Here is a 22429-nt window from a genome sequence, read left to right as displayed (position 1 = left end):
ATTAGGTTACTCCTTTCACCCCTGCCGGGGACCGCTGCCACAGGGGTTACTCGATCTGGTCGCGGTACGCGTCGGGTGAGAGCAGGTCGTCGACTTCACTCTCATCAGCCACCTCGACCTCAAGCATCCAGCCGTCACCGAACGGGTCCTCGTTCAGCAGTTCCGGCTCGTCACGGAGCCGGTCGTTGACTGCTGTGACGGTGCCGGATACGGGGGCGTACACGTCAGACACAGCTTTGATAGACTCCACGACGCCGAAGTCTTCACCAGCGGCCAGCTCCGCCCCTTCCTCGGGTAGCTCGACGAACACCACGTCGCCGAGCTCGTCCTGTGCGAACGCCGTGATACCGACTGCGGCCGTATCGCCGGCGACGCGTACCCATTCGTGTGACTCCAGATATCGCAGGTCATCGGGAACGTCGAAGCTCATCTATCGAGGAATGGTGTGCTCCTGGTACGTGCTTTCTTCGGTTCACCGCGGACGACAACGCGGACGGACGTGTCCGGTTCGGCGTACGCCGCTGGGACATATGCGAGGGCGATTGGCGACCCCAGCGTCGGACTCATCGTTCCGCTGGTGATGTGACCAATCGGCTCCCCGTCCGGCGTCGTCACGTCGTACCCGTGGCGCGGGACGCCACGGTCGATGAGTTCGATGCCGATGAGCTTCTCCTCGGGACCGTCCGCGGCGACGCCCGCTAATGCGTCTCGACCGGTAAACTCCGTATCGAGCTTGACTGTCCAGCCGATACCGGCCTCATAGGGCGTTCTGGGCTCGTCGACCGGATGGAACTCCTGCCCAGAGAGCAGAAATCCCATTTCTAGACGGAGGGTGTCGCGCGCACCGAGTCCGCAGGGCTGGCACTCAAGCGCGCCCCAGACCGCCTCAGCCTCGTCTGGCGGACAGAGGATTTCGAAGCCGCGCTCGCCCGTGTATCCTGTCTGAGCAATCAGTGAGTCAACGCCAGCGACAGCCCCGTCAGCTACCTCAAACCGTGACAGGCCGGCGAGCGAGATATCTGTCTCGGCCGCCAGCAGGTCCGGCGCGTCAGGCCCCTGGACGGCGATCATCGCGTACTCCTCGGTCCGATTCATCACACTCGCGTCAAGCCCCCGCTCGTCCCGCTCGGAGAGCCACCGTTCGGTCATCTCTCCGTCGTTCCCGGCGTTTGGGATGAACAGGAACTCATCGGCCGCGCCTTCGGGCAACCGGTAGAGGACGATGTCGTCCAGCATAATCCCGTCTTCGTCTGTGATGGCTCCATACTGGGCCTCGCCCGGGTCCAGCACAGTCACGTCGTTCGTGGTCAGCCGCTGTGTCAGCGTCGCCGCGTCCGGACCGGCCACGGTTATCTGTCCCATGTGTGAAACGTCGAACTTCCCGGCTTCGTCCCGGACTGCCTCGTGTTCCGTGCGAATCGATTCGAACTCGACCGGCATCTCCCACCCGCCGAAATCGGTGAACGAAGCGTCGGCTCGCTGGTGAACCGCAGAAAGCGGTGGTGCCCGCAGTGTCATACGCGACCCTCTCGAACCGCGTGGTCTTACCGTTTGGCCCTCCGCCGCCTGCGAACCGCTGATAAATCATATACGACGATATCAAATCGACGATTGTGTCAGACAGGACGACGAGGTCAAGAAAGAAAATGAGCCGTCGTTTCGCTTACTCGCTTCGCGCCTGCGGGAACACGAGTTCGACGCGCGTTCCGTCGTCGTGGTCCTCGTCCATCGTCACGGACCCGCCGAGCCGTCGGACAAGCCACATGACTGCCCACAGTCCGAGCCCACGGCTATGTGCCACTGGTCCCTCGATCTCCGAAGTCAAGACATTGCGCTCCATATCGGGGATCGCAGCGCCATCGGTATCGATGCTGACTGTCGCCTGTCCAAGCGGCGATTCTTCGGCTGTAAGCTTGATTGTCGGGTCGGACTGGTCACTGTATTCCAGAGCGTTCTCGAGAACGATCTCCAGTATCAGGTCGATAGCCATCCTGTCACCCGATATCTCCGCGTCAGTGGGTGCGACTTTGATGGTGACTCTGGGGTGCTGTTCTGTGAGGTCATCTCGGACATCATTGAATACCTGCTGGAGATGGACTGTCCCGCCTCGGAGGTCTCGCTCGATGACACGGTCGAACGTCCGTGCTCGTTCGGCCAGTGAATCGAGCTCTTTCGACGCGCTCTCGATTCTGTCGATGTGTCCCATAGCGGTATCAACGGGGGGTTCAGACGAAGTGAGGGCTTCCTTGAGGAGTCTCGAATTGCCCCGTATCACTGTTAGCTTGTTCCGGATGTTGTGCCGGAGAATCCGACTCATGACCATGAGCCGCTGCTCTCGCTCCTTGTCCTGCGTGATGTCTCGAACGATGCCTCGCAGTTTCGGCGTCCCGTTCCGGACAGTCTTTTCAGCCCGGAGTCGGAACCAGCGCTCGGTTTCGGCAGCGGTCTGGCGGCGTGCCTCTAGTTCCATCGGTTCACCGGTTTCACAACAGGTCTTGATCGCGTCGCGAACGGCCGCTCTATCGTCGGGGTGGTACTGCTCGATGGCCTCCTCAAGCGTGGGGTTGTAGTCAGGCGTTCCGTAGAGGCGCTGCATCCCCGTAGTTCCCTCTATCATATCCGTCTCCAGATCGAGTTCCCACCCGCCAACGTCGGCCAGGGTTTCAGTTCCGACAAGCCACTCTAGTTGCTCTTCCCGCTGTTTCAATCCCGTTGCGTCGTCTAGACCAACGACAACGCGCTCAACTGTCCCGTCATCACTCAGTATCGGCGCGGCATTGCTCGAAAGCCACCGCTCGCTCCCGTCAACCAGTTCGATCCAGTGCTCGAACCCGAATATCGGTTCACCCGAGTCAAGCACTTGCGTGACCGGGTGTTCCGAATTGGGGATTGGCGTCCCGTCTTCGTAGTATATGTTCCACTCAGGTTGGTTGTATCGTCTCTGAGTGAGTTCTTCGCGTTCGAGACCCAGCAGTTCCTCGGCGCGCTCGTTAGCTAGCGAAATTCTGCCAGACCGTTCGACGACGACGATACCGACCGGGCTGACCTCAAACACCCGCTCGATGAGGGCTTGCTTTCTTTCCCGCCGTTTACGCTGTGTGATATCCTCCGCCAGCCACAGCACGCGCCCCGCATTATCACCGCCGACCGGCGTAACACGAGCCTCGAAGTATCGCTCTCCGTGATCGAGCGATAGCTGGTACTCGATATGCTGCTGTTCACCCGTTTCTAAGACATCCTCGATAGTCGCGTGGAACTGATCGGCCTGTGCTGTCGAGAAGATATCCCAGAGATCCGCTCCCAGCAGTGTTTCCGGATCTTTGAAAAACAATGCCCCGTTGTGGGCGTTGTGAATGACATCGGCAAAGACGCCGTCGGCGTCGAGGACCATAGCTGGATCCGAAATTATCTCACAGAGCCCGTCTAGTACGTCTTGGTCGTGAAGATGTCCTTCACTCATATGTCAAATACCACGCATTGTTGCTGGCCGACTGCGGATGGAACTGCGTCCGTAGTGTGAGAGAGGTATCATCCTAAGCTTTGTGCCATACCGTTCTATATAGCGGGGAGTGGTTTACAGACTGAAGCGGCACGCATAAGCGGGCTGGGCAGGGAAAGAGGCGCATGGAGCTATTCCGTCGGATATTCGAGGAGAAAGACGGACCACAGCGCGTCGGCCTATTCGTCGACGGGCCAAACGTCCTCAGGTCCGAGTTCGATGTCGATCTGGATGCGGTCCGGGATGTCGCAGCCGAATATGGTCCACTGGCAGTTACTCGTCTCTATGTCGACCAGAACGCCTCGCCGGGACTCATTCAGGCCGCCGAGGCACGAGGCTTCGAGGTCCGGACTACCAGCGGTGATGTCGATGTCCGGTTGGCCGTTGACGCGACAGACGCCGCCGTTGCCGGACAGATCGACGTACTGGCCATTGCCTCACGAGACACGGATTTCAAGCCGGCGCTGGAAGTGGCTGCACGGGATGGAGTCAGGACGGTCGCTATCGCGCCGGGAGAGTATGGCCGCTCCGATGCGTTACGCAACGCAGCTGAAGACGCAGTGACACTCTAAGATTCGACGCTCATGACGCCAACTGTTTTTTCCGCCAGTGCTATTGAGCACGTATGAACATCGACGATACGCCGGTACTGGACAACCACCTCCATCTCGATCCGGTCAACGGCCGGAACGTCGCGGCAGCCGAGGAATTTGCGGCACAGGGCGGCACACACCTGTTGGTACTCAACAAGCCGTCTTGGCACCTCGTCGAGAAGGCCACCGACGAGGCAATCTTCCGCGAGGTGTTCGACCTCACTGTTGAGGCCGCCGCCGAAGCGACCGACGTACTGGACGGCCGTACCTGGCCAGTCCTCGGCGTCCACCCGGCGTTGATTTCGAAACTCGTTGATGACGGCTACACGCCGTCGGAGGCGCGGGACATCATGCAGACCGGCCTCGACGTGGCAGCGGAGTACGTCGCCGACGGCGAGGCGCTCGCGATGAAGTCCGGTCGACCACATTACGACGTGGACGACGCCATCTGGGCGGCCTCGAACGAAGTGATGTGTCACGGGTTCGAGCGTGCCGCCGACGTGGGCTGTGCGATACAGCTGCACACCGAGGGCGGCGAGGACTTCGAAGACGTCGCGCAGTGGGCCGAAAAGCGCGGTCTCGACCGAACGCAGGTCGTCAAACACTACTCCGGCGGACGGCTCCGTGGCCCGGTCAAATCAGTGCTTGCGGACAAAGACGAACTGGAAATCGCGGTCGAGTCCGACGAGCCGTTCCTGATGGAGACCGACTATATCGACGACCCGGACCGCCCCGGCGCGGTACTTGGGCCGAAGACCGTCCCGCGGCGCGTCCGCTGGCTACTCGAAAACGGACACGAAGAGGCAGTCAGAACGGCACACGTCGAGACACCGAAAGCGGTGTACGGTATTGACACTGAAGCGACGCTGGACCGGTAAGCGGTGATAAAAACGGCCGATTCGAAGGAGGCAGCTATCCAAACTTGCCGGTGATGTAGTCTTCGACGCGCTGGCTTTCGGGGTTCTCGAATATCTTGTCGGTATCGTCAAACTCGACCAGCTCGCCGCCGGTGAGGAAGACGGCCGTCTTGTCGGAGATGCGGGCCGCCTGTTGCATGTTGTGCGTGACGATGACGACGGTGAACTCCTCGGCCAGCTCCTCGATGAGGTCCTCAATCTTCGAGGTGGCAATCGGGTCCAGCGCCGACGCCGGTTCGTCCATCAGAATGACATCCGGGTCGACAGCGATGGCGCGGGCGATGCAGAGCCGTTGTTGCTGGCCGCCCGAAAGGTCGAGCGCGCTCTTGTCCAACTGGTCTTTGACTTCGTCCCACAGCGCGGCGCGCTTGAGTGCCGTCTCGACTTTCTCGTCTATGTTCTCCGTCTGGTCCTGAATCCGGAGACCGTAAGCAACGTTGTCGTAGATGCTCTTGGGGAAGGGGTTCGGATGCTGGAACACCATCCCGATTCGTCGCCGCAGCGCCACCGGGTCCACGTCGGCATCGTAGACGTTTTTCCCCTCGAAATAGAGGTCTCCCTCGACCCGCGCCGCGTCGATGAGGTCGTTCATGCGGTTGATACACCGCAGGAACGTGGACTTCCCACAGCCGGAGGGACCGATCATAGCCGTCACCTGTTTTTCAGGGATGGCCAGATTGATACTCTGCAGCGCCTGCGTCTCGCCGTAGAACACGTTCAGGTCGCGGGATTCGATGACTGGCTCCCCGGTCTCGGCCGCGGTCGCGTCGGTTCCATCCACGTCAATCGACTGTTCGATGAGGGGGTCACCAGACGGGTCCGGTGACGACGCGGCCGTTTCAGTGGTCGGTGTGGGCTCGGTACTGTCGTTGCTCGTCATCTCGTTCTGTGTCATGAATTATCCTGTTCGCTGATACCGGTTCCGGATGACAATCGCTGTCGCGTTCATCACCAGCAACACCGCAAGCAGTGTAATTACGCCGGCCGCCAGCACGCCGTGGCGAAACGCGGGCTCCAGTTCCGACGACCACGAGAAGATCTGGCGGGGCATCATACTACCCACGTCGAAGAAGCTGTTCGGCGCGAGCCGGACCGACGCCGCTGCCCCGATCATCAGCAGCGGGGCCGTCTCGCCGATGGCTCGACCCAGCGCCAGAATCGTCCCGGTTAGAATGCCCGGCAGGGCTTCTGGAAGGACGACCTGACGGATCGTCTGCCAGCGGGTCGCCCCCATCCCGTAAGAGGCCTGTCGGAACGAGTCGGGAACGGATCGAATCGCTTCCTGGGCAGAAATAATCACAATCGGGAGGATCAACAGACCGACCGCGAGGCCGGCAACGATGATAGAGCCCTGTGGCCACTGGAGAACCCGGATGAAAAGCGCCAGTCCGAGCAGGCCGTACACGACCGATGGGACACCGGCGAGGTTCCCGATGTTGATCTCGATGAGCGTGACAAACTTGCCCATCAGCCCCTGTGAGGGGGCGTACTCTTCGAGGTAGATCGCCGCCCCGACGCCGACCGGGAACGCGGTGAGCACGATCACGATAATCATCATCACCGAACCGACCATCGAGGGGTAGATGCCGGCATCGGCGGCAGTCCGTGAGGTCGCGCTCGTCAGGAACCCCCAGTCGAGCCAGGGGTCCGGTCCGGCGAACCCGAGCGCGCCGGTGATGAGGCTACCTGCGACGACGCCAAGCACGGCAACAACCGGGAACGCGAGGCCGCGGACGCCCTCACCGCGACGGAGTACGCCTTCGACGTAGACGCCCAGTGGGAGTACGGCGAATGTGACTACGAGCAGCCACACGTCAGCCCCGATACCGAGTAGCGGCCCGGCGACGACGCCCAGTACCGCAGCGACCGTCGTCAGCCCGACGACGGCCAGCCCGTCACGCCGTGACTCGCGTCGCTGTTCGACAAACCAGCCTGCGGCACCGGCGGCCGGGAGCACGAGCGTCAGGAGTAGCATGACCCAGTCCGTGGGCACGAACGGGAGCAGCATGATCGCTTCCCGGAGGCTGATCACGCGGTAGTACAGCCCGAAATCGAGACCAAGCGCTGCGGCGGCGTCGGTGACGAGCCAGTTGAATCTGGTGGGTGGCAGACCGAACACCGTGACGACCGGGGCGAGGAGTACGACCACGAGGCGTTCGAGCGCGGCCTTCGGTCGCAATCGGCCGTGTGCGACGATCAGGCCGGCAGCCGCGACCAGCGAGATGAGGAGCGCGAACCATTCAAGGACTGAGAGTAGTTCGGTGAACAGGACCGCAAACCCGCCCGTGAGCAGGAGGCCGACGACCGGGAGCCCGCTGGCGACGTAAGCGACTTCGCCGGCCGGTTCATCAAGTCGATAGTAGTAGACGGCCAGTGCGGCCAGCGGCACCACCACGGTCACGGCGTAGGTCGCCAGCCACCCTACGTCCGCCGAAAGGGGCCGAAACGCGTCGTTGGCGACGAACAGTAGGAGCAACATGACGGAGACGAGTCCAAACGCGGTCAGTGCCAGACAGGTCGCCTCGAAGGCACGGCCGCGCAGGTGGTTGACGTCGCTGTTCTCCCCGTGCCAGCCCGTTTCAGGTTTTCGCGTTGCCATCAGTTCAGTCCCCCAGTGATCATTCGTACTCCTCCCGGTAGCGCGCCGCGATTCGGTTGCTCAGCAAGTTCAACAGGAACGTAATGACGAATAGCGTCAGGCCGATAGCGAAGAGACTGGTAAAGCCCAGTTGACTGACGCTGTCGGCGCTGTTGATCTGGACCATTGCCGCCGTCATTGGCTGGTACCCCTGGAAGAGGTTCGCCAGTGGGTCCGAGAGGTTCAGCATCCGGGGCCGGCTACCAGCCGCGACGACGACAATCATCGTCTCGCCGATGGCCCGTGACAGGGCGAGAATGAACGAGGAGAAGATACCCGAGGCCGCCGCGGGGACGACGACGCCGGTGGTCACCTCGAACTTCGTCGCGCCCATCCCGTAGCCGGCCCGGCGCAACGAATCCGGGACGGCGCTCATCGCGTCTTCGCTCAGGCTGGAGACCATCGGGATGATCATGATACCGACCATGATGGAGGCGCTGAGGATGTTGAACGTGTTCACCGGGAGCCCGATGGCCTGGAGGAACGGCGTCACGTACACGAGCGCGAAGATACCGTAGACGACGGTCGGGATACCAGCCAGAATTTCAAGCCCAGGTTTCAGCACCGACCGCATCTGGTCGCTGGCGTACTCGCTGAGATAGACCGCGGCCGCGACACCCGTCGGGAGCGCGATGACAGCGGAGATCACCGTGACCAACAGCGTGCCGCTCAACAGCGGGAGCAACCCGTAGACGTTCCGGCTGATGAGAAACTCCGTCCCGGTGAAGAAGTCGACCGGGTTCACCAGCGTGAAGAACGTGACCGCGTCGCGCGCGAGCAACACGACGATGCTGACGGTGACGAGAATCGACGCGGCAGCACACAGGAGCAGGACGTATCGGTACATACGCTCGCGTGCTGCACGCCCGCTCGGTCTGGACGTAATATCCGGCCCGGTCGTCTCGGTACTCATTGTGTTGTCTCTCATAATGTGCTCATGTGAGTAAGCCGACTCTCGACCGTGTTAGCCGGCGATCTCGTCCAGCTTTTCGAGGTTCTCGTCGCGCTGCTCGGCGCTCGACGGCACGTACCCGATATCCTGAACGACATCGGTTTCGGCCTGTTCGAGGTAGAAGCGAATGAACTCAGAGACCGCCTCCGTCTGGAGGGCCGACTCGGCCACATAGAGGAACAGCGGCCGGGCCAGCGGGTAGGAGCCGTCCTTGGCGTTTGCCAGGCTCGGCGGCGTACATTCGTCGTCATTCTCGGCCTTGACTTCGACGGCTTTCACCGCCTCGGAGTTCGAGTTGTAGTAGGCAAACCCGAAGTACCCCATGCCGCCTTCGTTATCGCGGATGCCCTGAACGATGGTCTCGTCTTCCTCGGTCGGCTGGTACTCAGTCGTGTGTTCAGTGTCCTCGCCGACGACGTTCCCGTTGAAGTAATCGAACGTCCCAGAGGTCGACGCCGGGCCGTAGCGCTCGATTTCCATGTCGGGCCACTCGTCGCGCACGTCTGACCAGTTCGTGACGCCCGCTTCGTCGCTCCAGATCTGGCGAAGTTCCTCAAAGGTCAGACAGTCGACCCAGTCGGCGTCGTTGTTGACCGCGACGGTCAGGGCGTCGCCCGCGATTTCGAACTCGACCGGTTCGACGTCGTTGCTCGAACACTGCTCTACCTCGGCGTCCGTGATAGGGCGGGACGCCCCGTTGATATCAGAGTCGCCGGGGCAGAACCAGTTCTCGAAGCCGCCCCCGCTCCCCGTGGAGTCGACAGTCACGTTGACGCTTCCGTGTTCGTCCATGAACGCTTCGGCCATCGCGTCGGAGATGGGGAACACAGTACTGCTACCCTTGATAATGACCTGCCCCGAGAGGCCGTCAGACCCGCTGTCAGCGGAGCCACCGTCGCCGTCACGGCTCGTGTTCTGCGTACAACCGGCCAGTGCCAGCGCTCCGATTGTACCGGAACTTGTTAAAAATCGGCGGCGTGAGAGACCACTGCTCGGTGAATCTGTCATTACCTGATGGAAGTTACAGAGCGGGTAAGTACCCTACTATTAGCCCTATATCCGGATATAAATACTATATATTGCTATATACTTTTGATGGCGCTGCTATCTCACCCGTCTAAAACTATCTAACGGGCGTCTAAACCCGATAGCGGCCTCCTCAGGAAATAACTCGTTAGTTCTGATAGTGCCACCATACCGCATGGGTTAGCGCCCGCAGCGTGCGTCGTTGTCTCATGCCATCCCAGCTCAGAGTTTCGATTAGTAATATATAGTCAAAGCATATTTTATAAATCCGCAGCGCGTATTCGTAGTACTATGGAGACGCGCAAAGTACAGCTGACGGGCGGGTCCACGTACACTGTCTCATTACCGAAGGAGTGGGCGACAGAGAACGACGTCGAGAGCGGCAGTATCGTCGAATTTTACGCTGAAGACGACCTGTTACTGGTCTCGCCACAGCACGGCGACGACCACGTCGAGGGAACGCTGGACGTGACCGGTCTCGAAAACAGGCACGAACTTACGCGGGCAGTGATGACGATGTATGTCAGCGGTTTCGACATCATCCGGCTGGAGGCCGCTCGAATCACGGCCGAGCAGCGACGCATCATCCGCGATGCGACGCAGGGACTGGTCGGCCTAGAGATGATCGAGGAAACTGCTGACCGGGTCGTTCTGCAGGACCTGCTCGACTCCTCGGAGCTCTCTGTTCTCAACGCGATAACACGAATGCGACTCGTGTCGCTGACGATGCTCTCTGACGCTGTCGAGGCGCTCATCGAGGACGACAACGACCTCGCGGCGGACGTGATACAACGCGACGACGACGTGGACCGGCTCTGGTACATGGTGTCGCGTGTGTTCCGAACCGTCCTTCGCAATCCGACGGCTGCCAACGAGATTGGCTTCCCACGCGAGACAGTGTTCGATTATCAGTCAAGCGCCCGCCAATTAGAGCGCATCGCCGACCACGCGACCAAGATCGCCAGCCTCTCTCAGGAGATCGGAGAGATAACTGGGGAAACCGCCGACCTCCTCGACCAACTGGAGACCGAAGCCATCGCCGTCCCCGAAACCGCGATGGATGCGCTGTTGACCGAAGACTCCGACGAGGCCGTCGAACTGGCAAACAAGGCTCGTTCCCGCATTCCCGAAGTCGACGAAACCGCCCGCGAGGTCGATGGAAAGGTCAGGGAGCTAGACCCACAGAGTGCGCAGCTACTTGGCCGCGTGGTGGACTCGCTGTCCCGGACTGCAGACTACGGCGGCAACATCGCCGAAAGCGCACTCCAGAAGGCAGCTCCACGGCCATAGCTGTCGCTTCGGACTCTGGACAGCTGAAGAATCTGATTGCGTGCCGGATTACTCGACCAGCACGGCGTTGACCTGACCGTGCTGTCCGGGACGGGAGGTCACGCGGGCCTGTCCCTCGGAGGTTTCGAGGATAGCGCCTTTCGTGATGATGTTTCGCCGGGCGTAGTTGGGGTTCGACGGGTTCTCGACGACGTTCTCGATGGTCGCTTCGATGGTTTCCGCGCCGTCGGCGATGCTCGCAACGTTGGTCTTGACCGCACGGACCTTCTGTGTGTTGCCGCGGGAGTCGACAGTCTTCAGTCGCTGCTCACCGACCTGCGTCTCGACGGTGTCCTTCCCGAGCTCGTGTTTCTTCTTTTTGTGGTTCGGTCGTCGGCGTCCACCTGTCCGCTTGCGAGGGGAGCGTCCCTGGTCTTTCATACGGGAAGGAAGACCCAGCGGCTACTTGAACCGTTCGATGCCGACTCGCCATCGTAATCGTTACCCCAGCGCCGCCCAGTTGTGCTGACGATGAGTCTGAAGACGGCCGTCGCTGCACCGTTCCGCCAGCGTGGCACCGACAGGATGGCGGAAAGCGAGTTCGTCGTTGCGCTCTCGCTGGACCGGAACTGGTTCTCGCCCGACCAGGCCAAGACACTGGTCGATGTGGCCGCGAGTGAAGGGTTGGTCGAACGGGACGACGATGACCTCGTCGTCGCCTTCGACGCCACACACACCGAGATTCCAGACGGGTTCACGCCCGGCGAGGAAATCCTGCAGTCGCGGTCGACGTTCGAGCGGGTGCTCGACGCTGTCGTCGAGGCCGGCATCGAAAAACAGACAGCCGTCGCCGGCATCAACGCACTTCAGTCCGACATCGGCGTCACGCTGGAAGCTGCGGCCGTTGTGTACGCGCGCAATGAGGGTGTCGACGTCGAAGCCGTCGCTGCGGACGTTCGGGAGGAACTCTAATGGTCAAAGACAGGATTGCTGACGGCCGGCGAATCGGGCAGTTACTCGCCTCGGAACTGACCGGTCTCCAACGCGGACCGCTCTCAGAGGTTTCTGTCGTCGATGCCGACAGGGACGTTGACCCGACACCTGAAGGGGCCTTCGCCTACCGCGTGACGGCTGCGGACACCGAAGTGGCGGTCGTCGAAGTGACACCGGAGACGGCCCGTCTGGTTCTGAGCGAGGGGCCCGTACTCGTGCCGGAGCGAGACGATATCACGACCGACGGGGCAACCGTTGTTGTTCACAGCGGCGCGGCGGTGAAAGCCGCGGTCGACGTGCTTGAGCAGACCCTCTCGGGGTAGACGGTTTTCCACGGGCGAAAACAACTGGACACCGGCTAAAACACCTGCAATCAGTGGCGGCTCGGCTCAGCGATAGCTGCGGACATCCATGCGACGAACCCGGTGAGGATGAGCACGGACCCGAGTATGGCTGTTACGGCTGCGATAGCGAGCACCAGCGTCGGGAGGCCGAGCGGCGTTCCGACGGCGATGACAATCGGTGTCACTGTGATACAGAGCGAGCCCAGCGCGACGGCCCGGCGCTGTGTCTGGGTCAGTTCGATGCCGAGATGGAACAGCGACCCGGGCTCCGGGTCGGGGGCGGCGAGGCCGAGACACAGCAGCGGAACGCCGATGAACACCAGCGTCGCGGCGACAGCGTACGACCAGAACAGCCACTGCTCGGACGCGGGCGCAAGCGACAAAAGCGCGCCGAGGGCCACGAGCACGACACCGCCGACGAGTCCGAACTGCCGCAGCCGTGGGTCGTCCAGGGCTTCGCTCAGGTCTGGAAGGGTCTCGGCCACGTGGCCGACATCCATGAAGCGGTCCATACGCGGGCTTCTACCCGCGGTGGCAAATAGACAGGGGAGAAAATATCAAATCTGATTCCAACAGGGAGCGGCGTGAGAGGGAAACGCTTGTATCGCTGCCAACCGCCGCGGTATCTATGCACTTCTTCGACCGCCTCGCGGACCGCATCGCAGCCGCCGACAGCGTGGTGTCGGTCGGGCTTGACCCGGACCCCGCTCGACTCCCGGACAGCGTGCTGGACGCCGACCTGCCGCGCTGGCAGTTCAATCGCCGGATCATCGACGCGACCCACGAACACGCCGCCTGCTACAAGCCAAACGCCGCCTTCTATGAGGACCCAGACGGCTGGCGCGCCCTCGAAGAAACCATCGCCTACGCACACGGCAAGGACGTGCCCGTCCTGCTGGACGCCAAGCGGGGCGACATCGGCAACACGGCGCGGCAGTACGCCCAGATTCTCGACGACGACGGGGGGCCGTCCGCCGACGCTATCACGGTTAACCCCTTCCTCGGCCGGGACTCGCTTGAGCCGTTCCTCCAGCGCGCCGAAAAGGGCGTGTTCGTCCTCGGGCGCACCTCGAACCCCGGCGGCGAGGACCTGCAGGACCTCGAACTGGCCTCCGGTGAGAAACTGTACGAGCGTGTCGTCCACCTCGCGGACCTCTGGAACGGGAACGGCAACGTCGGTCTCGTTGTCGGCGCGACCAACCCCGACGAACTCGAAGAAATCCGAGAACTGGTCCCGGACATCCCGTTTCTCGTCCCCGGCGTCGGCGCACAGGGTGGCGACGCCGAAGCGGCCGTCGAACACGGCCTCGCCGATGGCGTCGGTCTCGTCAACTCCTCTCGCGGTATCATCTTCGCCGGCGAGGACGCCGACACGCGGCGTGACGACTCCGGCGACGCGTTCTTCAAGGCCGCCGGCCAGTCCGCAAAACAGCTCAAACAGCGGCTGAACCAGTTCCGGTAGCTAAAAGCGGTACGTGTCCACGCCGTCGGGCATGTCTTCCGGCGAGACGCGGTCGCCTGGCCGGCCAACCTCCGCGCCACATTCGACACACATGCCGGTGTCGTCGTCCCAGTGGCGGTCACAGACGAGCCGTCCACATCTGTCACAGGAGTGGTCAACGTCAGGGCGCTCACAGAGTTCACACAGTCCGGCGACGCTCATGGTAGTGGGTAGCATAGCTGACTGTTTGAATCTTTGGCGGTGTGAGCGTGCAGTGGTTCAGCAACTCTGGGCCGGGACAGCCACCTCTGGCTGGCCACGAAGTATTTGACCGTGGGCATTCCTCTCTCTAGTATGTTGCCGCTCCTTCAGCTCGGGTCACTCTCACCGCCAGCAATACTCGTCGGCTTGCTAGCTATCGCTGTGGTGCTACTGGTCGGTCGACTCGTGATGAAGGTGGCGTGGCGGCTCGTCATCATCGCTATCATCGCGGTCGCCGTCCTCTGGATACTCGGAATGCTGGGCTTTCAGGTCATTTAGAGTCCGGACAGGAAGTTCCGAATCACGTCGTGGCCGACCGCGGTCAGGACCGATTCCGGATGGAACTGCACGGCTTCGATGGGATACTCGCGGTGGCGGACGCCCATCACCAGTTCCGTGCCGTCCTCTGTCTCCGTCGTCGCGCTGACGACGAACTCCGCTGGAACTTCTTCAGCAATGAGTGAGTGGTAGCGCCCGCCCTGGAATCCCTGTTCGAGTCCAGCAAAAACGCCTTGCTCGTCGTGGTCGATGGGGAACGCCTTGCCGTGAATCGGCTCTGGCGCGCGGCCGATGGTGCCGCCGTAGGCGTACACCGCCGATTCGAGGCCGAGACAGACACCGAGCGTCGGCACGTCGGGGCTGACCTCCCGGAGGACATCGAGCGTGACGCCGACATCGCGTTCGTTCTTCGGGTGGCCCGGACCCGGGGAAAGGATGATTGCATCGGGGTCGAACGCCTCGACCTCGTCGAGCGTCGCGGTGTTGCGGACGACTTCAGTCTCGGCGTGTTCGGAGACGTACTCGACGAGGTTGTAGGTAAACGAGTCGAAGTTGTCCACGAACAACACTCGGAGATCGTCCCTGACAGCGTCTTCGCCAGCGGGCTGTGACGCGCTCATCGGGTCACCTCCTCGGGGTCAGCGTCGGCATCAGCGGACGACTGGTCGCCCACGTCTTCGATCTCTTCGAGCGCCGTCAGCACGCCGTCCATCTTCTGCTCGGTCTCGACGTACTCGCTTTCAGGGTCCGAATCCGCGACGATGCCGGCCCCGGCCTGCACGGTGATGCGGTCCCGGTTGCCCTCGTCTTCGACCGTCGCCGAGCGGATGACGATGGCGAAATCGGTGTCGCCGTCCCAGTCGAAGTAGCCGACGCCGCCGCCGTAGGGGCCACGCGGCGAGCGTTCGAGTTCGTCGATTATCTCCATGGCGCGGATCTTCGGCGCGCCCGAGAGTGTCCCTGCTGGGAACGTCGCGCGGGCGGCGTCGAAGGCGTCCTTGTCCGCGGCGAGTCGCCCCGTCACCGTGGACTCGATGTGCTGGACGTGGCTGTACTTGAGGACGTTCATGAACTCCGGGACGCGGACGCTGCCGGCCTCGGCGACCCGGCGCACGTCGTTGCGCGCGAGGTCGACGAGCATCGTGTGTTCGGCGCGCTCCTTCCCGTCGGCGAGCATCTCGCCGGCGAGGCGTCGGTCCTCGACGGGGGAGGTCCCGCGCGGGCACGTCCCCGCGATGGGGTTCGAGACGACGTGGTCGCCCGCGACCGAGACGAGCGTCTCGGGGCTCGCGCCGACGATAGTCAGGTCGTCGTAGCCAAGCAGGTACATGTACGGCGATGGGTTCACGTCACGGAGCGCCTCGTAGAAGCCCAGCGGGTCGACCTCGCCGTGCAGTTCGCGGGTCCGCGAGATGACGCCCTGATAGATGTCGCCCGAGAGGACGTACTCCTTGGCGCGCTCGACGGCGTCCTCGTATTCGTCCTGTGGGCCGGCTACTTCGTCCTCGCGGCGGAAGCCACCGGTCGAGAGTGGGGCGAGGTCCGAGAGCACTGCCTCGACCCGCTCGGCCTCGGCGACCAGTTCATCGTAGCGCTCGCCGGCGTCCTCGTCCTGTCTAACGACGGGCGTGAACACCAGCGAGACAGTCTCCTCGACGTGGTCGAAGCGGACCGTCGATGTGGTCAGGACGAACTGGGCGTCGGGGAACCGCGAGTCCGGGCGGTCCAGACCGACCTCGTCGAGCCAGAGGTCGTAGACGGCGTCATACGAGAGGAAGCCGACGAGGCCGCCTTCGAGGTGCTGGCGGTCCATCTCGGGGAAGTTCCGTAGCGCCACGTCGGGCATCGCCGCTCGGAGGTCGTCCACCACGTCGCCGCCGTCGGTCGTCACGAGGTCGGCGTAGCGGTCGTCGAAGGCCTCGACCTCGCTTTCGTCGCCGGTCACCGTGACGACGGCGCGCGGGTCGTAGCCGACAAAGGAGAAGCGGGCGTGACGGTCGTCCGTCTCCGGCGCGAACGCGCCGTCGGGGTCGCTGGAAGCGACTTTCTCGGCGCTTTCCAGCAGGAACGTGTAGTCGTTTGCGGCCACGTCGCTCGTACGACCGGTCAATGCTGCGTATGCGGTCAGCGGCTCCACGTCGACGTCCAGCTCCGCGGCGGCGCGGACGACGACTGGCCGGTCTGCCTTTGCGTGCTCGACGAACTCCTCGCGGGAGATATCGAGGGTCATACCGCGCCTCCCGACGCTCGCGTGGCGTTCCGGACGAACCGCCTGATCGCGTCGTGGTCTTTCGTGCCGCCGGCGGACTCGACACCGCTGGCCACGTCGACGGCGAATGGCTCGACCGTCTCGACGCCCTCGGCCACGTTCTCCGGCGTCAGGCCGCCCGCCAGCACGATAGGGACGTCCAGCGAGTCGACGAGGCCGCGCGTGCGCTCCCAGTCGTGTGTCTCGCCCGTGCCGCCGCCGCCGTCGGCGTCGACCGAATCGACGAGCAGGGCGTCGGCGTGGGTAGCGTAGTCCTCGATTGCCGGGGCGTCTGCCTCGACGACGGCGACGATGTCCTGAGTGATTCGACTGTCGAGGGCCCCGAGTTCCGCCGGCGAGAGCCCGTCGTGGACCTGCACTGCGTCGGGTTCGATGCTGTCGATTCGCCGGACGGCCTCCTGGACCGTCGTCGGCATCGTCACCAGCACGCTCGTCACGAACGGCGGAACACCCTCGACGAGCGTCTCAGCGGTGTCCTCGTCGACCTCGCGCGGTGTGTCGACCGGGACGCCGTGGATGACGCCGACTGCGTCAGTGCCGGCCGCAACGACGGCGTCGCGGTCCGCATCGCACGTCACACCGCAAATCTTCACGCGCGTCATGCCCCGATCAGATCGTCGAGTTTGTCGGCCGCCGCGCCTGACTCGATGGCGTTGCGGGCCATCTCGACGCCTTCCTCGTGTGTGTCGGCGACACCGGCGACGTAGATGGCCGCGCCAGCGTTTGCGAGGATGATGTCCCGCTTCGCGCCGGTGACCTCACCGGTGACGATACCACGGAGGTCGGCGGCGTTCTCCGCTGGCTCGCCGCCCGAAATATCCTCGATCTCGTGCGTTTCCAGACCCATGTCCTCTGGAGTGATGGTGTACTCCGCGATTCGGTCGCCGGTGACCTCCGCGACAACGGTCTCGCCGTGGATTGCAATCTCGTCGAGACCGTCGCCGTGGACGACCAGCGCCCGCTCGACATCAAGTCGGGCAAGTGCCTCTGCCATCACGGGCACGAGGTCCGGGTCGTAGACGCCAAGGACTTGGGCGTCCGCGTCAGCGGGGTTCGTCAGCGGCCCAAGGATGTTGAACATAGTCCGCATCCCGAGTTCCTGACGCGGGCCGATAACGGCCTTCATCGCCGGGTGGAACACGGGCGCGAGCATGAACCCGATGCCCTCGCGCTCGATGGTCTCCTCAACGTCCGGCGGTTCGGCCTCGATGTCGACGCCGACCTCTTCGAGCACATCGGCACTCCCAGAAGACGAAGAGACAGAATAGTTGCCGTGTTTGGCGATGGGGACGCCGGCCCCGGCCGCGACGATGGCGCTCGTCGTCGAGACGTTGATCGTGTTGTAGTCGTCGCCGCCGGTCCCGCAGGTGTCGACAAGCCCCTCACGGTCGGGTCGGATGGTCCGTGCGGCGTCGCGCATCCCCTCGGCAAAGCCGGCAATCTCGGCCTCCGTCTCCCCCTTCGCCCGCAGCGCCGTCAGGAGCGCACCGATCTGTGCCTCTGTCGCATCCTCGAAGACGGTCGTCGCAACAGCCCGGGCCTCGTCCTGTGTCAAGTCGTCACCGTCGGTGACGCGTTCGATATACTCTTTCATTGTATTCACCAATGGACTATTTCGTGTTATGATGTACAAATCCGTACATTGACTTAAGCCTATCGGGACTCCGACTCGTTGACGTATCTGTGTGGGCAATCAACAGACAACGTGGCGATACGGAATCCGAAACCTTCAATTATACCCACCGGAAACAATGTGGTGTACCTCGCAGTGAGGGTTCGTGGTCTAGGTCGGTTATGACACCTCCTTGACATGGAGGAGGCCGGCGGTTCAAATCCGCCCGAACCCACTATTTCTGTCGCGACCAATTCGGGAGCGACGAAATCGTTCGTGAGGGCGATTTGAACCAGGGAGTGCAGCGAAGCGGAACGACCGTGGTTCACGATCCGCCCGAACCCATTTCTGACGACGCAACCGATGAGCGGAGCGAGTCATCTTCGGTCCAAACCCGGCCGAACCCACTTCTACCGGCATCAAGACTGTGGGTCCGACATCAGCGTCCGGGTCAACAGAATCGAAACGGGACGGACAGATTACGTCCCATAGTTTCTTGCCCTAACCGCGTTAGAGTCATCTATATGAGAGATCAGGTCCAGTCGGCGGACGCGTTCGAACAGTTCGTGTTGCTGGCAGTCGCAGAACTCGAAACGGCCGGCGAAACGCCAGCCCACTCCTATCACGTGACGCAGACGGCAAAAGCACATCTCGCAGATATCGACCGACAGCCGTTCGGCGGCGTCGAGCGCCAAGAAGTCATCTCGGCGCTGGGCCAGCTCGCCGACAAGGGGCTGTTACTCACCGAAAAGACGGAGTCACCAACAGGGAAAGGGCGGCCGGGGTACGAACTGGCTGGGGACTCGGAAGAAGTCCTCGAAGCGCTGTCAGAGACCAACGAGTTTGAGCCGTACGTCGAGGCAGTCTGGTCCTCGTAACTGACACTCCTCGTTAGACGACGCTCACGCCGCCGCGCTCCTGATCGAGAGCGGGTGGCTGGCCCGCTTCGAGACGTTCGAGTCGGTCCATAATCGTGTGGACGACGTCGTTTTTCGTACAGGGAGCGACGTGGACGAGTTCGCTGCCGTCGTATTCGGCCAGCCCCATGACTGGCAACGCCATGGCGTCGTATGCCGACTCCGCCACTTCAGAGTCAACGGTTGTGTCCTGATAGAAAGAGTCCAGCGAAACATTGTTGCTCAGTGCCCACTGCTTGAATTCGGCGACGCGGTTCAGGATGTATTTGCCCTCTTCAGTCCGTGCGGCGGCCGACTGCGGTGCAATCTGTTTGCCCCAGACGATGACGTTGAACCCGTCGATGTGGTCGTTCTCGTCGAGCGTCTGGAGGCGGTCGATGACCGCTTCCTGTCGTTCGTGTGCGCCGTCGGGCAGCATCGACCGGACATATAGCTCGATATGAGGTGTCGGGTTAGTATCACTCATGACTATCGGACCGGACTCCCGGCTGACACATATAGATACCGTGAGAAATGTCTGCATAGTACAGATAGGCTCTAGAGGACTGTATGCGCGTGAAATCAGCAGTATCTGTGAGCAGATTCGCTTCCAGTTGTAACGCTGACGCAGAAGTGGTTAACAGCTGAAACCAGTGTACGATTGCTGACTAGTCGGCGTTTGACCCAGACGAAAAACCGTGGAGGTTCTCGTGGATCCCGAGAATAAGCGCTGGAACGACGATCATGAAGATGTGCTCCTCAATCGGGATTCCGAGCAGGTCGACACCGGTCCGGAGTTTGATTTCGAAGACACCGACGGTAAGCGTGTACCAGTCCCAGACGTAGGCGATCGGATAGAGCACGACGATGGTCTTGGCCGCCATCCGGAGGGCGTTCGCGCGCCAGAGCAACACGAGGGCAATACTCCCCCAAATTACCTCCGTGACCAGATACGTGTAAGGGCCGAAGACACCAATGTCGGGCAGCATACAGCGACCTTAGACCCAAGGGCCTAAAGCTTAGTTAGTCTCTCGGTTTCCGGGGACTAAACCAACCTTGATAACCCCACACGTCGAATCTACGAATCGTGAAGAACGATGGATATTGCTGATATCGCCACCAGAGAATTTGTCGAGGTTGACGCCAACAAGCGCCTGGGGAAAGTCCGGTCTATCTTCGAGCGCGAGAACCCCAAGGGCATCATCGTCACGGAAGACGGTGACTACGCTGGCGTTATCACGCAGAAACAGCTGGTCCAGTCCCATGTCGAGGACAACGCGAAAGCGGGGGCGATGACGCGCTCGGCGCCGAAAGTCGAGCGCACCGACGACGTGCGCGAAGTCGCGCGCGTCCTCGTCGAGGGTGGTGTCAAGCTCGCGCCGGTGTTCGAGGCAGGCGAGCTCTGGGGTATCGTCACTGAGGACGATATCCTCGACGCAGTTCTCGACAACCTCGACGCGCTGCGCGTCGAGGACATCTACACGCAGGATGTCATCACGGTCTCTGAAGACACCAACGTCGGCCAAGTCGTCAATCTCCTCCGGAAACACGGCATCTCCCGGCTTCCGGTGCTCGGCGACGACGACGGCCTGACCGGAATGGTCACGCGCCACGATATCGTCGACGTGGTTGTCCGAGACATGAACAAGACGACGCGGGGCGACCGCTCCGGCGAAGTCGAGCGCGTGCTCGACATGCCGGTCTACGACGTGATGAGCAGCCCGGTGGAGACGGCGAAGCTCGGTGACTCCGTCGAGGACGCCGTCGCGCGGATGCTCCAAAACGACTTCGCCGGGCTCGTCGTCACGCCTGAGGACGATGACACCCACGTCGCCGGCATCCTCACGAAGACCGACGTGCTCCGTGCCCTGACCTACACGGAAGAAGAACACATGGACGTCCAGATCACGAACATCAAACTGCTGGACACTATCCCTCGAGCGGACATCCGGTCGGACATCGAGACGGTGGCGGACAAGTACGGCGCGATGCAGGTCCAGCACGCCCACGTCCGGTTCCACGAACACAAGGAGAAGCTCCGTGGCACGCCGCTTATCCAGTGTCAGATCCGCCTGCGGACCAACAAAGGTCAGGCGGCCGGCTCCGGCGAAGGCTACGGCGCTGAAACCGCGTTCAACGTCGCACTCGACAAGCTAGAGCGCAACGTCCTCGAACTGAAAGGCGTGCAGGCCGACGAGGAGTACCGCGGCCAGCTCCTCCGCAAACTCGGCGAACTGTAACCGGGGACTCGTTCTTTTCTATCGCTCGGCGACCTGCACGAGCTGCTTGCCGATGTTCTCGCCCTCGAACAGCCCGAGGAACGCGTCGGGCGCGTTCTCGATGCCTTCGGTGACGGTCTCTCGGTAGGAGATGTCGCCCGAGGCGACCCACTGGCCGAGTTGCTTCGTCGCTTCCTCGAACCGTGGCTCGAAGTCAGAGACGAGGAGCCCTTCGACGGTTGCCCGGGACTGGATGACTTGGGTAAGCTTGCGCGGCCCCATCGGAATGTCTTCGCTGTTGTACAGCGATATCTGTCCGCAGACGGCGACGCGGGCGTCGGTGTTGAGTCGCGTAAACACCGCGTCTGTGATCGGTCCGCCGACGTTGTCGAAGTACGCGTCGACGCCGTCCGGCGCGGCCTCGTCCAGCGCGGCCCGGTAGTCGTCGGTCGTCTTGTAGTTGATGCCTGCGTCGAAGCCGAGGTCGTCTTCGAGGAACGAGACCTTCTCGTCGGAGCCGGCGAAACCGACGACGCGTGCGCCCTGAAGCTTGGCGAGCTGGCCCGCAACAGAACCGACGGCCCCGGCAGCTCCGGTAACGACGAACGTATCGCCGGCCGACGGCTGTGCCACCTCTCGGGTGCCGAAGTACGCTGTCAGGCCCGGCATCCCTAGGACACCGAGCGCCGTCGAGATTGGTGCGAGTTCCGGATTGACTTCTGTAAGCACCGGTCCGGGTGCTGTGGCATACTCCGCCCACTCTAGCTCGCCGGTGACAACGTCGCCTTCATCGAAGCGTGCGCCGTTGGATTCGACAACCTCACCGACGACTGCACCCTTGAGCGGGTCGCCCACGTCCCACGGCTCCTCGTACGATTCGCTGTCACGCATCCGGTCGCGCATATACGGGTCGACAGAGAGGTACAGCGTCTTGATGAGTACCTCGCCGGGACCTGGTTCCGGGATTTCTTCCTCGGAAAGCTCGAACGTATCGTGGTCTGGAGTTCCTTCGGGCCGCTTTGCTAGCCTGTAAACGCGGTTAGTGTTCGACATCATCCCCTATACACTTGGGACCTGAAAGGGGGCTTCGAAAGGAGAAACAAACACCGGTTGTATAGTTTATCTAATAATTATGCACGGATATTGCGTAACCACGGGAGGCGCATCGCTGGCCGGGAGCAATGAAGCGGAAACCGCGTCCGAATCGCAGCGAAAAACAGG

Annotated in this window: 26 protein-coding genes and 1 tRNA gene; 10 read left to right on the top strand and 17 right to left on the bottom strand. The window is 62.1% G+C overall.

The window, feature by feature from the left end:
* Positions 1-46 precede the first annotated feature (46 nt).
* The 3 genes from gcvH to C437_RS16605 all read right to left on the bottom strand — a co-directional run bounded on the left by gcvH (position 47) and on the right by C437_RS16605 (position 3460).
* Complete coding sequence (gene gcvH / locus C437_RS16615) at positions 47-430, bottom strand: glycine cleavage system protein GcvH (protein ID WP_004518156.1); 384 nt, start codon at positions 428-430, stop codon at positions 47-49.
* Complete coding sequence (gene gcvT / locus C437_RS16610) at positions 427-1518, bottom strand: glycine cleavage system aminomethyltransferase GcvT (protein WP_004518155.1); 1092 nt, start codon at positions 1516-1518, stop codon at positions 427-429. Before gcvT ends, gcvH begins: the two co-directional genes overlap by 4 nt.
* A gap of 145 nt (positions 1519-1663) precedes the next feature.
* Positions 1664-3460, bottom strand: a complete 1797-nt coding sequence (locus C437_RS16605; protein ID WP_049919868.1) for a sensor histidine kinase — start codon at positions 3458-3460, stop codon at positions 1664-1666.
* 164 nt (positions 3461-3624) lie between these two features.
* Between C437_RS16605 and C437_RS16600 the strand changes: the two genes are divergently transcribed.
* On the top strand, positions 3625-4071 hold the full coding sequence (locus C437_RS16600; protein WP_004518153.1) for an NYN domain-containing protein: 447 nt from the start codon (positions 3625-3627) through the stop codon (positions 4069-4071).
* A 53-nt stretch (positions 4072-4124) separates the two neighbouring features.
* Positions 4125-4970, top strand: a complete 846-nt coding sequence (locus tag C437_RS16595) for a TatD family hydrolase (protein ID WP_004518152.1) — start codon at positions 4125-4127, stop codon at positions 4968-4970.
* Between the two features lie 34 nt (positions 4971-5004).
* On the opposite strand, the gene pstB is transcribed toward C437_RS16595, so the two are convergent.
* From pstB to C437_RS16575, 4 genes are read right to left on the bottom strand one after another with little or no spacing between them, the layout of a single operon-like run.
* Entirely contained in the window at positions 5005-5904 is a 900-nt protein-coding gene (gene pstB, locus C437_RS16590; protein WP_004518151.1) for a phosphate ABC transporter ATP-binding protein PstB, read from the bottom strand.
* A gap of 3 nt (positions 5905-5907) precedes the next feature.
* The gene (gene pstA / locus C437_RS16585) at positions 5908-7608 is read right to left on the bottom strand and encodes a phosphate ABC transporter permease PstA (RefSeq protein ID WP_004518150.1); all 1701 of its coding nucleotides are present in this window, start codon (positions 7606-7608) and stop codon (positions 5908-5910) included.
* Positions 7609-7627: 19 nt separating this feature from the next.
* Entirely contained in the window at positions 7628-8560 is a 933-nt protein-coding gene (gene pstC, locus C437_RS16580; RefSeq protein WP_004518149.1) for a phosphate ABC transporter permease subunit PstC, read from the bottom strand.
* 51 nt (positions 8561-8611) lie between these two features.
* Complete coding sequence (locus tag C437_RS16575; RefSeq protein WP_004518148.1) at positions 8612-9607, bottom strand: PstS family phosphate ABC transporter substrate-binding protein; 996 nt, start codon at positions 9605-9607, stop codon at positions 8612-8614.
* Positions 9608-9916: 309 nt separating this feature from the next.
* Between C437_RS16575 and C437_RS16570 the strand changes: the two genes are divergently transcribed.
* Positions 9917-10915 carry a phosphate uptake regulator PhoU gene (locus C437_RS16570; protein WP_004518147.1) on the top strand — a complete coding sequence of 333 codons (999 nt, stop codon included), beginning with the start codon at positions 9917-9919 and terminating at the stop codon, positions 10913-10915.
* 48 nt (positions 10916-10963) lie between these two features.
* Here the strand turns inward: C437_RS16570 and C437_RS16565 are convergent, their stop codons facing one another.
* Complete coding sequence (locus C437_RS16565) at positions 10964-11335, bottom strand: 30S ribosomal protein S8e (protein WP_004518146.1); 372 nt, start codon at positions 11333-11335, stop codon at positions 10964-10966.
* 90 nt (positions 11336-11425) lie between these two features.
* Between C437_RS16565 and C437_RS16560 the strand changes: the two genes are divergently transcribed.
* Together C437_RS16560 and C437_RS16555 are read left to right on the top strand one after the other, a co-directional pair.
* The gene (locus tag C437_RS16560; RefSeq protein ID WP_004518145.1) at positions 11426-11866 is read left to right on the top strand and encodes a DUF2240 family protein; all 441 of its coding nucleotides are present in this window, start codon (positions 11426-11428) and stop codon (positions 11864-11866) included.
* Positions 11866-12210 carry a hypothetical protein gene (locus C437_RS16555; protein WP_004518144.1) on the top strand — a complete coding sequence of 115 codons (345 nt, stop codon included), beginning with the start codon at positions 11866-11868 and terminating at the stop codon, positions 12208-12210. The genes C437_RS16560 and C437_RS16555 overlap by 1 nt, the downstream gene beginning before the upstream one ends.
* Before the next feature lie 50 nt (positions 12211-12260).
* On the opposite strand, the gene C437_RS16550 is transcribed toward C437_RS16555, so the two are convergent.
* Entirely contained in the window at positions 12261-12743 is a 483-nt protein-coding gene (locus tag C437_RS16550) for a hypothetical protein (protein ID WP_004518143.1), read from the bottom strand.
* Between the two features lie 116 nt (positions 12744-12859).
* Between C437_RS16550 and pyrF the strand changes: the two genes are divergently transcribed.
* On the top strand, positions 12860-13693 hold the full coding sequence (gene pyrF / locus C437_RS16545; RefSeq protein ID WP_004518142.1) for an orotidine-5'-phosphate decarboxylase: 834 nt from the start codon (positions 12860-12862) through the stop codon (positions 13691-13693).
* On the opposite strand, the gene C437_RS16540 is transcribed toward pyrF, so the two are convergent.
* Complete coding sequence (locus C437_RS16540) at positions 13694-13894, bottom strand: hypothetical protein (protein ID WP_004518141.1); 201 nt, start codon at positions 13892-13894, stop codon at positions 13694-13696.
* A 132-nt stretch (positions 13895-14026) separates the two neighbouring features.
* Here C437_RS16540 and C437_RS16535 point away from each other — a divergent pair, with 132 nt between their 5' ends.
* Positions 14027-14212 (top strand): hypothetical protein, encoded by a 186-nt coding sequence (locus C437_RS16535; RefSeq protein WP_004518140.1) that lies wholly within the window; start codon positions 14027-14029, stop codon positions 14210-14212.
* Here C437_RS16535 and trpG read toward each other — a convergent pair.
* The 4 genes from trpG to trpD are packed head-to-tail and all read right to left on the bottom strand — an operon-like array spanning position 14209 to position 18075.
* A complete protein-coding gene (trpG, locus tag C437_RS16530; RefSeq protein WP_004518139.1) occupies positions 14209-14832 on the bottom strand; it encodes an anthranilate synthase component II in 624 nt (207 codons plus the stop codon). The two genes, C437_RS16535 and trpG, sit on opposite strands and share 4 nt — an antisense overlap.
* Positions 14829-16442 carry an anthranilate synthase component I gene (gene trpE, locus C437_RS16525; RefSeq protein WP_004518138.1) on the bottom strand — a complete coding sequence of 538 codons (1614 nt, stop codon included), beginning with the start codon at positions 16440-16442 and terminating at the stop codon, positions 14829-14831. Before trpE ends, trpG begins: the two co-directional genes overlap by 4 nt.
* Positions 16439-17083, bottom strand: coding sequence for a phosphoribosylanthranilate isomerase (locus C437_RS16520; RefSeq protein WP_004518137.1), 645 nt, complete (start codon positions 17081-17083; stop codon positions 16439-16441). Before C437_RS16520 ends, trpE begins: the two co-directional genes overlap by 4 nt.
* Positions 17080-18075: an anthranilate phosphoribosyltransferase gene (gene trpD / locus C437_RS16515; RefSeq protein ID WP_004518136.1), complete on the bottom strand. Its 996-nt coding sequence runs from the start codon at positions 18073-18075 to the stop codon at positions 17080-17082. The genes C437_RS16520 and trpD overlap by 4 nt, the downstream gene beginning before the upstream one ends.
* Positions 18076-18253: 178 nt before the next feature.
* Between trpD and C437_RS16510 the strand changes: the two genes are divergently transcribed.
* Positions 18254-18328, top strand: a tRNA-Val gene (locus C437_RS16510).
* A 289-nt stretch (positions 18329-18617) separates the two neighbouring features.
* Complete coding sequence (locus C437_RS16505) at positions 18618-18971, top strand: hypothetical protein (RefSeq protein WP_004518135.1); 354 nt, start codon at positions 18618-18620, stop codon at positions 18969-18971.
* Positions 18972-18984: 13 nt separating this feature from the next.
* Here C437_RS16505 and C437_RS16500 read toward each other — a convergent pair whose 3' ends face one another.
* Positions 18985-19476, bottom strand: coding sequence for an HTH domain-containing protein (locus tag C437_RS16500; RefSeq protein ID WP_049919867.1), 492 nt, complete (start codon positions 19474-19476; stop codon positions 18985-18987).
* Positions 19477-19657: 181 nt separating this feature from the next.
* Positions 19658-19978, bottom strand: a complete 321-nt coding sequence (locus C437_RS16495) for a lycopene cyclase domain-containing protein (RefSeq protein WP_004518133.1) — start codon at positions 19976-19978, stop codon at positions 19658-19660.
* 108 nt (positions 19979-20086) lie between these two features.
* On the opposite strand from C437_RS16495, the gene C437_RS16490 reads away from it, so the two are divergent.
* Entirely contained in the window at positions 20087-21229 is a 1143-nt protein-coding gene (locus C437_RS16490) for a CBS domain-containing protein (RefSeq protein ID WP_004518132.1), read from the top strand.
* Positions 21230-21247: 18 nt separating this feature from the next.
* Here the strand turns inward: C437_RS16490 and C437_RS16485 are convergent, their stop codons facing one another.
* On the bottom strand, positions 21248-22261 hold the full coding sequence (locus tag C437_RS16485; protein ID WP_049919875.1) for an NADP-dependent oxidoreductase: 1014 nt from the start codon (positions 22259-22261) through the stop codon (positions 21248-21250).
* Positions 22262-22429 lie beyond the last annotated feature (168 nt).

Origin of the sequence: Haloarcula vallismortis ATCC 29715 (assembly GCF_000337775.1) — an archaeon.
Taxonomy (GTDB): Archaea; Halobacteriota; Halobacteria; order Halobacteriales; family Haloarculaceae; genus Haloarcula; species Haloarcula vallismortis.
Note: the sequence above shows the minus strand (reverse complement) of the source record. Positions and strands in the feature narration are given on the sequence as shown.